This is a genomic window from Paenibacillus sp. J31R34, from assembly GCF_059383715.1.
Window position 1 is genome coordinate 1 of record NZ_JBXENU010000007.1, and the last position, 11,697, is coordinate 11,697.

Sequence of the window (11,697 nt, forward strand, 5' to 3'; positions counted from 1 at the left end):
TGGTTGGGTGGTACCTCCATTTTACCAAAGGTTGGTTTCTTTGTTTTTTACAGATTTCAAAACATTGAAGAGAGGGTGCCTCTAAAGCCTATGGCTTTTGAGACACCCTCTAGGTAATTGTAACTTGAGGTTAAATCGGTAGATCTTCAACAACCATTATAATTTGTTTTATAACCCCAAAACTTGTATGCAAGACAACTTAAACCTCCGATTTATTATCAAACATCCATCGTGCGAGGATGTCGCTAAATCCTGCGCTGTCATCAAAATCCAAAAGAACTCTTGGATAGAAACCATTCTCAGTAGGGCTGATACCCACTACTAGCTCTACGATACATGACCCCATTACGATATTATTGTAGTATGTAAAGGAAAACTCAACTGAATGATTATTAAAATAATCACCAGAATAAAATTGTTCGCGGTACACATCCTCTACCGTACCGTGTACGATCAAGTGCTCCAAAAATTCATCCGGTTTACCATCAAGCTCAACCATCTCATAAGGTGCAAGGACATCAAGAATATCGACTGTATCGATTAGTTTAACATTCTTATATAATTGATCAATCTTACGATTTTTAATAACTTCACTTCTAATAGATTTTAGAGTATTCATAAACATCGTAATACCTCCTAGTTTTTATATTTGTAAACAGACTTTATATGTAAAACCGAAAGTCGTGTGGAATCGACGGGAGAACATAAAGTGGGATTTGAAAATTACTAAATATAAACTCAGGTCGCTTTCTACCTGTTCCAGAACTACTAACATGAACCATGCCGACGAAGTAGCAATACAAAAGCCCTCTTTTCACGTAGTCCAAGTACAGCGCGTTATAATAGTTACTTATTATGACTTTCGCATTACATAACTCGGAAACGATAAGGTCTAACATTTTAATGTGATCGCCTACAGTGAACTCGTCATCGTAACCTTCAGTTTCTTCGGTTATTTTGTTTTCATTAGAAAGATACGGTGGATCGAGATAAATCAATGCATCATCTCGATGCATTATATCTTTAAAAGGATTATGATACCCCTGATTTAGGAATAGAACCTCTCGGTAAATCTTTGTGAGAGGGATTAAATTCTTTCTAAGGTTTCCTAAGGTGATTCCTTCACCTGCTTTCAAGTGACAAAATCCCTTACGATTTGATGCGCGACTATACTTACTTACCACGTAGGTCAAGATTGCTGCATCGATTGCATCCGTACGCGGATCGCGTCTCCACTTTACAAAATCCTCAAAATTCTCCTTGGTTACAGACCTAGGCTTGCTAAATGCTCCGATTCCACTGATAAGGCGATTAAATTGATCGGGGTCTTGGATCGTTTTGAAGAAACTGAGCAAACCTCGATCTAACTCATTACCGATTCTCGCTATTCGGTAATTCTTATAGTGGGTGTGGAATCTATTGCCTCCGAGAAATAAATCTGCAAACAATGTAATCCCGTATTCTCCAATACAATAATCGAATATCCAAATGAGCGTCTTCATCAATGCACTCTTACCACCAAGAGTAGGAATAGGGGCATGAACTCTATTCAACAAGTCCCCTACTCTACTGTATATTGTAAAATCACGCTTCGACATACTTATTCATCTCCTCTATAAGTGACTTGTCAAAGTTCATGATGTAAAACTTTGCTCCGCTCATGTCTTTAGTTACTTTACGTTGTTTGTCCAAGCGAGGGATTTTCTTTCTCTTAACTTGTTTGCCACCTTCTCTTTTAATTTTACCGTTAATAATTGGGTATCCATCATAGTACCCCTCTACTCCAGAATCGACATCTTCGTCCTCAAGGTCATACTCAGGGATCTCAGCATTCAATACCCCAATATGGACAAGACCTCCTAAGATTTCGCGGCGGTACTGCTGTGATTGGATACGACCTCTCGGGTTTAACACTGATTGTAGAGCTCCTCCCTTGAAGCCTACTGCAATTGTCCCTTCTGGAAGTCCCTTTTCTTCATCAAGGATTACTCCTAGATGCATAGAACTATCATAATTTCTGATCGACTGAAGAGCAAAACGAGACTTATTGAGCAAATAGTTCCTTACTATACATCTTGCATGCGCCATCGATACTTGATCATCCCATTCGAGGGACTTAATTTTATTGGCAGAGTATACGCCTTTTGAAATTTCTTGATTATCGTAAAGGTCTTCAAGGTGCGAAACTAATGCATCATGAATGTGTACATCAGCGCTACCAATTCTATTCAACTTATTTAAAACTCCCTTAACATTAGACTTGAAAATGCTGTGCAAAAAAGTAACTCGACCACCAGTCAGTTTACTGACTAGCTCGACATATAAAGCATCTTGTGCTTCCCCTTCAATCTCACACCAGTTCAAAAATAATTTCACTTCAAAACGTTTTAAAGCTTTCTCAAGCGTCTTGGACACTGCTCTAGTCAGTAACTCAGCTACATCTTCATTTTGTATTTCCTGATTTTGTTTTGACATACTGTTGCCCTCCTAATGATATTCAAGCTTTTTGGATTGACTGCTCTCACTTCAATGTCTGGTACCTCTTGAAGCTGTTTCCCCAACTCCTGCAGTTGAATCTTCAACTCCAACTTGCATTTTAGATCGAACACATGAGCATCGGCTTATTCAGACTTCAATTTTTTTTGGTTGCTCACACTCTCAGGTCTGCCACCTTATGAAGCTGATTTCTTTTACTCCAACAGAAAATTGATCCGTGTTGGCATCAAAAAAGTCTGGATAGGTCGAAGGAGAGGGAGATAGTTTAGGACGATAAATACAGAAAAAGCCCAACTCGAGGTTCGAGTTGAGCTTCAATAGAATATGTAGTAATTTTATTTATTCAGTTTCTTCTTCTACTTATGTATTAGCTACACAACTACTAGGGCGAATTCCCCTTGCAAAACAAATTTCATAAACTGACATTCGAGCTGAGAAGTCCTGCAACACTTGACTACCCATAATTATGTCATAAAAGCACAAAGAAGGTGCCAAAATTCCCAACACCTTCTTCAAAAATTTTATTCATCTAAATGGACTAACACCAAACTTCAACAACATCTGATAAAGCATGTTCAATGGAAGACCCATTATCCCGTAAAAGTCGCCCTCAATTTTCTCAATAAAAACTGCACCTAACCCCTGTACACCGTAACTTCCAGCCTTATCAAGTGGCTCTCCAGTTGCTACATATGCCCGTATTTCCTGGTCACTCATTGGTCTAAACGTTACTTTACTTATAATATAACCCACAATTACCGTTGGCTGTCCACTTGGTGACTGAGATAAAACACGATACTGACCAATGTCTCCAAGGTGCATTGTGGTGTCATAGCCCCCAGCTTTGTCATACGATTCCCCGGTAGCTATATAACGATGAATCTGTTCATCCTTAAGCGGCCTCATATGCACCTTCGTCATACGATGAGCCGAAGATTGTTCACCATTATGCGTTAAAACACAAGCAACACCTGTATATACTTCATGAGCTCTGCCTTGTAGGCTGCTCAACATAGCAAAAGCATCTGCCTCATCCACTGGCTTGCCCAGTACATGGCCATCCACAACGACAATTGTATCCGCGCCTACGACGATAGAGGGTTCCGTATTCCCCTGTTTCCGCAAAAGCTCAGCCGTTGCCCGCGCCTTGCGCAAGGAAAGCTGTTCCACAATTTGCTCGGGGCTCCAATCGGACGGCACACTTTCGTCCGCTTCTGAGGACAAAATATAAACCGGCAAGGAAAGGTCAAGAGAGGCGACCAGTTCCTTCCGGCGCGGAGACGACGATGCCAGCACAAACTGGCTGATCGGATTCATAGGTATAGCGCTCCTTCGTTTAAGCTTACATTTTGCGATAAAGCCATATAGCCACTATAACACCAATAATACTGAATAAGCTAATTTGGAAGTTAATCGTCATTGTAAAGCTCAGCACATATAAATCAACGGCAGGAGACCATGAAGCCTGAATCGCTTTGGTCAAGAAAGTTATTCCCGGAATCGACTCCAGCCAGCGTGCCACCAAGGCCCCCGCAAGCAGACCGAGCACTAGGAAAAGCAATAACATCCAGCCGTTTTTCTTCATAGTTCAACGCCTCTCGCCAAGTAATGACAACTGCTCTCTATTATACCTTAGTATGATTTCTGTTTACAATGCGCGTATAGTCTCAAACCATGTTTTTTGTGTCAGGATCGCTTCCATTAGCGCTCGCTGTACCGACCACAAGTGTGCCTGAGAAGGGTTTTTATCATATTCCGTAAGCGACGAAGCCGCCGTATTTACCGCTTGGACAACCGCCCCCATTGAAGCTTTACCCGTCTCGCCTTGAATGCCGGACTCCATCGCCTTTATGCTGAGCGTCCATTTTTGATGCTCCGCCCTCCAAGCCTTCGCCGCGTTCTCGCCAAGTGGTGCAAGAACTGGCTGCTCCAGCTGGGCCAGCGCCAAATCATCGAGCATGCTTATCAAGGCATTCGTCTGTTCAAAAAAGCGGTTTGCCTCTGCTGCATCCCCTTTAAATGGAAATTGCTGCGGCGCCTGAATGATCAGCTCCTTCACATATACCTCGGTGCCAGGCAGCATTTTGCTCAGCGCAATTGCCCTGCTGCGGTCACCCGCCATCCCCGCATATACCCGGTAGTCGTCTGCTGTTGTCGCAGCAGCAGCTGCAAGCCCCTTGCTAGCCAGCTCCTCCATGGCGGCATCCTTGCCTTCTGAGTTGCTAAATACGCCATATTGCAGCAAATGGTAGGCCTGTGGCTGGATAGCCACTTCTACCGTTTCAAGCGGCGCAGCTGAACTTGCCCCATTCCCCGCACCTGCTTCCGTGCCCAAGCCATTTTCCGCACTTTGCGAAGCTGGATTTCCGCTAACCGCGCTCGACTGCCCGCCCGAATTAGAGGGGTCTGCTGATGAGGAATCCAAAAATAAAGACAGCAGCAAATACCCGAATAATGCTCCCGTTGCCAGCGCCCCAGCGACAGATAAAAAAACATTGATCCATGATGGCGAATGTCCAAGCTTGCGAATAGAGCGAACCGGACGGTTGCCCAGCTCAAGCTCAGGCGAATGCCGCTCGCTGTCATTTGCCCATCCATAGTTGGCATTTTCTGGCCCATGCTCCGCTCCATTGGCACTCCATTTTGAGCCGCTGAAAGAAGGTGCCTGCTGCTGGTGAGGATCATTTGATAGCGGGCCCCCTTCCTGCTCGTCCATCTGAGACTGCTCTTCAGAAATATGAACAGGCGGCTCTTTATCTACTATATGTTTCGGCGATTTCGACGAAATGGGCGAATCGGCATGCGAACGGATTCGACTAGCCGTCTTTGTCTTAGATTCTTCAGGCAAGTGATGATCCGACCCGCGAATCAATTGCTCCAGCTGATCCATATCCTCCCCGGCCTGGCTGCTCCATGGACTGAACTGCTCATCTGAATAAGAGGCTGCATTTTTGTATAAGGGGATGACTTCAGCAAAACCTCCCTGCTTCGAAGCACCTGGCTGCGCAGAAGCAGCCGGGATTTCCACAACAGGCTGCGCCGCGGCCATCTGCTTGTTTTCGGAGCGCGAAGCTTGTCCGGCTTGGTCGAAACGGTACGTAATGCGGTTTTTTGAGTTCATGTCATTCTCTCCTTGTCTCATTCTTCTATTCCTACTCTATGAGACAATTAAGAGATTTATGATTATGAACAAACGGATACGCAAGCAAAAACGACTTCGTCGTCCTTCTAGGACGAGCGAAGAGCTTTGCCCTAGAATTCTAAGCGGATATAAGGATGCAACTTATATATTCTTAGAATTCAAGGTGAAACGGCTATCGCCGTCCTTTGGCGGCGCGGCTCGTTTCATTCCGAGAAATATAAGCCCATTTATAAGTGCAAAACTTATAAATTCTTATATTTTAAATAACATTCGCAGCTTACCTCAAGTTTCGTACAGTCGACAACCTTTTTTGCTATAAAAAGCTAAGGGAATTGTATCCATCATATAAAAGCCGTGCTAGCTCATTTGAAAGCATGATGTAAATATCTTCAAAGACATTTCCATAGTTTGGGCGCAGCTCCTTTTTGCAACGAAACCAAAAACGCTGGAAAACGATTTTAACGTTTTCCAGCGTTTAATGGAGTCCATATGCCCTTAGCAAGGGATACCAGCTTTATTTACGGCCTGCCTTCAGCCATTTAGCCAAAGCATCCGCTGTTTTCCAAATATCGCCGGCTCCCATCGTAATGACAAGATCGCCAGCAGAAGCAGCTGTCTTCAAATACTCCAGCACTTCTTCCTTTGTCGCAATAAACGTCGTATTCGCATTGCTGTTCGTCTTAATCAGCTCGACCAGCCTCTCCGAATTGACGCCCTCAATTTGCTGTTCGCCAGCTGGCGAATAGATATCGGTAATGATGACCTCGTCCGCTTCCGGAAACGCCCGGCTGAACTGGTCGAGAAGGAAATAGGTACGCGTGTAACGCTGCGGCTGGAACACAGCTACAATCCGTTTGCCTGTCGCTTTGGCAGCACTGATCGTTGCGCTGATCTCGGTAGGATGATGGGCATAGTCGTCAATAACGAGAATGTCCTCTACTTCGCCGAGCACTTGGAAACGACGCTTCGCCCCAATGAATTCACGAATAGCGCCCGCAATTTGCGCAAATGGCAGCCCTGCTTCCAGGCAGGTAATAATGGTAGCCATCGCGTTATATACATTATGTTTACCTGGTACAGACAGTTCAACCTGGCCCAGCAGCTTCCCTTGGTGGGTAAGCTCGAACGATACTTTGCGGTCACCAAGCACGACTTTCTCTGCCTTGTACTGGGCTTCACCATCAATGCCGTAAGTAACGAGCTGTGATGGGTCGAGCGATTGGCTTGCATACAGCTTGCTGATGATCTCTTCAATATTGTCATCGTCCGCGCATACGATAGCTTTGCCATCCGGCTTTACCTGCGACAGAAACTGAACGTAGGCAGCCTTCAGCTTGCCGAAATCCCCGTCATAGTTTTCCAGATGATCCGGTTCAATATTGGTTACAATCGCAATAGACGGGTGATAATGCAGGAAAGAGCCATCGCTCTCGTCGGCTTCCGCTACGACGTATTCCCCTTTTCCCGCCTTTGCATTCGTGCCGACGTTTACAATCTCGCCGCCAATGATATACGTCGGATCGGTTCCGCAGTTTTCCATAACGAGCGCGATCATCGACGAGGTCGTCGTCTTGCCATGAGCGCCAGCAACAGCGACGCCCTTGCCTTCATTCATAAGCTGAGCCAGCATTTGCGAACGATGCAGCACCGGAATATTGAGAGCTTCCGCGGCGCGGCGCTCCACATTATCCTTCGTTAGTGCAGTGGAGTAAACCACCAGCTCCGCACCTTTAATATTTTCCGGCTCATGACCGATATAGATTTTTGCGCCTTTCGCCGCCAGCTTCTCTGTGAGTTCCTGACGAGCGACATCAGAACCAGTTACAGTATAGCCCTTCTCCAGCATAACGCGGGCGATAGCACTCATCCCGTAACCGCCTATTCCGATGAAATGAACATGTTTTGCTGTATTCAAAGACGGTTCACCAACCTTTTTCAGAATCAGAGTTGTACAATAAGCGGGCGCGAACGTCCGCTATTAAATAAAGCGTTCCGGTCACAACCCCAAGGTCTGTTTCCCCGGTCAAATGCTGCAGCTGCTCAAGCGCTGCTTTCCAGTCAGGCTCCACAATCAACTCAAAAGCCTCGTCCCCCTGTACAGCACGTACTAGATCAGCCAGCGCCTGCGCATCTTTTTTGTTGCGAAAATCAGGCTCGGTCACAATTAGCGTATCTACTATTGGCAGTATATGCTTCATAACCTCGCGATGATTCTTATTATCCAGCATACCCATCATTAGGATTAAACGATCATAACGATAGGTTGATTTTAATGCGGCAGCAAGCGTCTGTGCTCCCTCAGGATTATGCGCGCCATCAATGAGAATACGCGGGGAATGCGACACCATTTCCAGGCGCCCAGGCCATGCAGCAAGGCGCAGCCCCTCCTCCAGCGCATCATCCTCCACAATAAGAGCCGCATATTGGCGAAGCACCTCAAGGGCCATCACTGCGACCGCTGCATTCGTGCGCTGATGGGCGCCGTTCAGCGTGATCGTCAGTGGATGAATCGGACGGAAAAGCCCATCAAAACGGAACGTTTGCTCATCCTCGCGAACCGAAAGCGCCGTCTCGCTGAACTGCTCGCCTAACAAATACAGCGAGCTTTTGCTGTCGATCGCTTTTTGCCGAATAACTTCGATCACTTCTGGCTGCGTAACCGCACTCACGACGGGAACGCCAGGCTTAATAATACCTGCCTTTTCCGCCGCTACCTTCTCCAGCGTATCGCCAAGGCGATCCATATGGTCATGCCCGACATTGGTAATGATGGAGAGAACAGGCGTCACAATATTTGTAACGTCCATTCGTCCGCCAAGCCCCGTTTCCCATACGACATAATCGGGATAGGTTACCTTAGCGAAATACAAGATAGCCAGCGCCGTAGACACCTCGAACATCGTTGGAGAACCCAGCTCAGTTGCCGCAATTTCCTCAACGATAGGCTTTAGCACATTCGACAGCTCAAGCAGTGTCTGCTCTTCAATATCAGCGTTATTATATTGAAAACGATTCGTAAACTTCGTAATGTATGGCGATGTAAACGTACCTACATCATAACCGCATTTAATGAGCGTGCTCGTCAAAAAAGCACAGGTAGAACCTTTGCCGTTCGTTCCAGCGACATGGATAAACTTCAGTCTGCGATGCGGATTGCCCAGCCGCTCCATCAAGACTAGGGCCCGCTCAAGACCAGGCCTTATTCCGAATGGAATAAGACCATTTATCCAATCTACTGCTTCCTGGTAAGACTGCAGCCCGCCGCTTTCCGGCTGGCCTGAGAGCTGATTTGTCATCGTAGAAACGCCTTCTTTCTTCCCGGTGTCTATCCGCGCAAATCCGCGATTCTAGCTTGAACCTTATCGCGTTTGTCCGCATAATCCTTCATTTTGGAGCGTTCCTCTTCGATGACCTTCGCAGGCGCCTTCGCTACAAAGCCCTCATTGCCCAGCTTCTTCTCAATGCGGGTTACTTCGCCGTTCAGCGTCGCAAGCTCCTTCTCAAGTCGGGCGATTTCCTGCGAAATATCAATCAGCCCTGCAAGCGGGAAGTACAGCTCCGCGCCCGTTACTATACCGCTCATCGCCTTATCCGGAGCCAATAAATCAAGACCAGTCTCAAGCTTCGAGGTTCCGCAGAACCGGCGGACAAACTCTTCATTGCGAGTCAGAATTACCGCTTCGGCTTCGCCGCTCGGCTTAATCAACATCTCAATTTTTTTGCTCATCGGCACGTTTACTTCCGCGCGGACATTACGCACTGAACGGATGATATCCATCAGCAGCTCCATTTCCTTCACTGCTTCAGGCGCTTCCAGCGCAGCATCGTACTGCGGCCATGCGGCAAGCGTAATCGTCTCGCCTTCATGCGGCAGATGCTGCCAAATTTCCTCACTGATGTAAGGCATAAACGGATGAATCAGGCGCTGCGTGCGGTCAAGCACATATGCGAGTACCGACTTTGTCGCTTGTTTCGCTTCTTCATCGTTGCCATAGAGGTTAAGCTTGGCAAACTCGATATACCAGTCGCAAAGGTCATCCCAGATGAAATTGTACAGCTGGCGTCCAGTCTCCCCAAACTCGTAGCTGTCCATCAAACGGGTTACTTCGCGAACCGTTTCATTCAGGCGGTGCAAAATCCAGCGATCCGCCGTACCCAGCTTGCCGCTTATATCAATGTCGCTCGCTGCGAAACCTTCCAGATTCATCAGCGCAAAACGCGACGCATTCCAAATTTTATTCGCAAAGTTGCGTGCCTGCTCGACCTTCTCAAAGCGGAAGCGCAAATCCTGCCCCGGTGTGCTGCCTGTCGAAAGCATATAGCGCATCGCATCGGCGCCGTACTGTTCAATCACTTCGAGCGGATTGATGCCATTGCCAAGCGACTTGGACATTTTGTTGCCGTTCGCATCGCGTACGAGACCGTGAATCAGCACGTCCTTGAACGGCTTTTGCTCCGTAAACTCCAGCGCGGTAAAAATCATCCGGGATACCCAGAAGAAAATAATATCGTAGCCCGTCACCAAAACATTCGTTGGGTAGAAGCGTTTTAAGTCCTCGGTCTGCTCCGGCCAGCCAAGCGTCGAGAACGGCCACAGACCCGAGCTGAACCATGTATCCAAAACATCCTCATCCTGGCGCAGCTCCGTGCCACCACAAGACGAACAGCTCGTTACTTCTTTATAGTCTACATGCATTTCACCGCAGGCGTCGCAATACCAGGCCGGAATACGATGTCCCCACCACAGCTGACGGGAAATACACCAGTCGTGTACATTTTCAATCCAGTGCAAATAAATTTTCTCAAAACGATCCGGAACGAATGTTACACCGTCGCTGGATTTTTGCGCTTTAATCGCCTGCTCAGCCAGCGGCTTCATATCAACGAACCATTGCGTCGATAAATACGGCTCAACTACCGCGCCGCTGCGCTCACTGTGGCCCACCTGATGCACGTGATCCTCGATTTGAACGCACACGCCCTGCTCCTGTAAATCCTTCACGAGCTGCTTGCGGCAGTCGAAACGATCCAGTCCCGCATAAGGGCCGGCTTCCGCATTCATCTTGCCGGACTCGTCCATAACGATAATTTGCGGCAGATCATGACGAAGGCCTACCTCGAAGTCATTCGGATCATGAGCTGGCGTAATTTTCACAGCCCCGGAGCCAAATTCCTTGTCTACGTATTCGTCTCCAATAATCGGAATTTCGCGTCCAATGACCGGCAATACGATCATTTGACCAATCAGGTGCTGGTAACGCTCATCTTCAGGATGAACAGCAACCGCACTATCGCCCAGCATCGTTTCCGGACGCGTTGTCGCAACCGTAATATGTCCTGAGCCGTCCTTCAGCGGATATTGCAAATGGTATAAGTGACCGTTCAGCTCTTTATGCTCAACCTCAATATCAGACAAAGCGGTTCTCGCAGCCGGGTCCCAGTTGATGATTTTTTTGCCGCGGTAAATGAGGCCCTTCTTGTACAGCTGTACAAATACCTCGCGAACAGCCTTAGACAGCCCCTCGTCAAGCGTGAAGCGTTCGCGCGAATAATCGAGCGACAGCCCCATTTTTGCCCATTGGCCGCGAATCGTCCCAGCGTATTGCTCCTTCCAATCCCATACCTGCTCCAAAAAAGCCTCGCGTCCGAGATCGTAGCGGGATTGTCCTTGCTCGCGCAGCTTCTGCTCCACTTTCGTCTGTGTTGCAATGCCTGCATGGTCCGTTCCCGGCAACCACAGAGCATCAAAGCCCTGCATCCGCTTAAAGCGAATGAGAATATCCTGCAAGGTGAAATCGAGCGCATGCCCAATGTGCAAAACTCCCGTTACATTCGGCGGGGGAATAACGATCGTATAGGTCTCGGCCTCTGGGCGCTTGCCCGCTTCAAAAAATTTTCCATCCATCCAGAAGTCATACCACTTCAGTTCAGCGGCTTTTGGGTCGTAGGTCGTCGGCATCGCCGGCGTCGTTTGATTTTCAGACATAAGCTCCATCCTCCACATATCGCATAATGGCATCCATACATAATTTTGAATACAAAAAAACCTTCCGCCCTTA

At 47.3% G+C, this 11,697-nt stretch carries 9 protein-coding genes; all 9 read right to left on the reverse strand.

Going from position 1 to position 11,697, the window contains the following annotated elements; genetic code table 11:
* Positions 1 to 199: 199 nt before the first annotated feature.
* The 9 genes from AC50YG_RS19355 to AC50YG_RS19395 all read right to left on the reverse strand — a co-directional run bounded on the left by AC50YG_RS19355 (position 200) and on the right by AC50YG_RS19395 (position 11,624).
* Entirely contained in the window at positions 200 to 625 is a 426-nt protein-coding gene (locus AC50YG_RS19355; protein ID WP_494828819.1) for a hypothetical protein, read from the reverse strand.
* A 37-nt stretch (positions 626 to 662) separates the two neighbouring features.
* A complete protein-coding gene (locus AC50YG_RS19360; RefSeq protein ID WP_494828821.1) occupies positions 663 to 1,598 on the reverse strand; it encodes a DNA adenine methylase in 936 nt (311 codons plus the stop codon).
* Positions 1,585 to 2,475, reverse strand: coding sequence for a hypothetical protein (locus AC50YG_RS19365; protein WP_494828823.1), 891 nt, complete (start codon positions 2,473 to 2,475; stop codon positions 1,585 to 1,587). The genes AC50YG_RS19360 and AC50YG_RS19365 overlap by 14 nt, the downstream gene beginning before the upstream one ends.
* Before the next feature lie 546 nt (positions 2,476 to 3,021).
* Complete coding sequence (locus tag AC50YG_RS19370) at positions 3,022 to 3,813, reverse strand: Maf family protein (RefSeq protein ID WP_494828825.1); 792 nt, start codon at positions 3,811 to 3,813, stop codon at positions 3,022 to 3,024.
* A gap of 25 nt (positions 3,814 to 3,838) precedes the next feature.
* Complete coding sequence (locus AC50YG_RS19375; protein ID WP_338555257.1) at positions 3,839 to 4,081, reverse strand: DUF4321 domain-containing protein; 243 nt, start codon at positions 4,079 to 4,081, stop codon at positions 3,839 to 3,841.
* A gap of 63 nt (positions 4,082 to 4,144) precedes the next feature.
* Positions 4,145 to 5,617 carry a hypothetical protein gene (locus AC50YG_RS19380; protein ID WP_494828827.1) on the reverse strand — a complete coding sequence of 491 codons (1,473 nt, stop codon included), beginning with the start codon at positions 5,615 to 5,617 and terminating at the stop codon, positions 4,145 to 4,147.
* 535 nt (positions 5,618 to 6,152) lie between these two features.
* The gene (murC, locus tag AC50YG_RS19385; RefSeq protein ID WP_494828829.1) at positions 6,153 to 7,553 is read right to left on the reverse strand and encodes a UDP-N-acetylmuramate--L-alanine ligase; all 1,401 of its coding nucleotides are present in this window, start codon (positions 7,551 to 7,553) and stop codon (positions 6,153 to 6,155) included.
* A 7-nt stretch (positions 7,554 to 7,560) separates the two neighbouring features.
* Positions 7,561 to 8,934 carry a bifunctional folylpolyglutamate synthase/dihydrofolate synthase gene (locus AC50YG_RS19390; RefSeq protein WP_494828831.1) on the reverse strand — a complete coding sequence of 458 codons (1,374 nt, stop codon included), beginning with the start codon at positions 8,932 to 8,934 and terminating at the stop codon, positions 7,561 to 7,563.
* A gap of 29 nt (positions 8,935 to 8,963) precedes the next feature.
* Positions 8,964 to 11,624 (reverse strand): valine--tRNA ligase, encoded by a 2,661-nt coding sequence (locus AC50YG_RS19395; protein ID WP_494828833.1) that lies wholly within the window; start codon positions 11,622 to 11,624, stop codon positions 8,964 to 8,966.
* Positions 11,625 to 11,697: the final 73 nt, after the last annotated feature.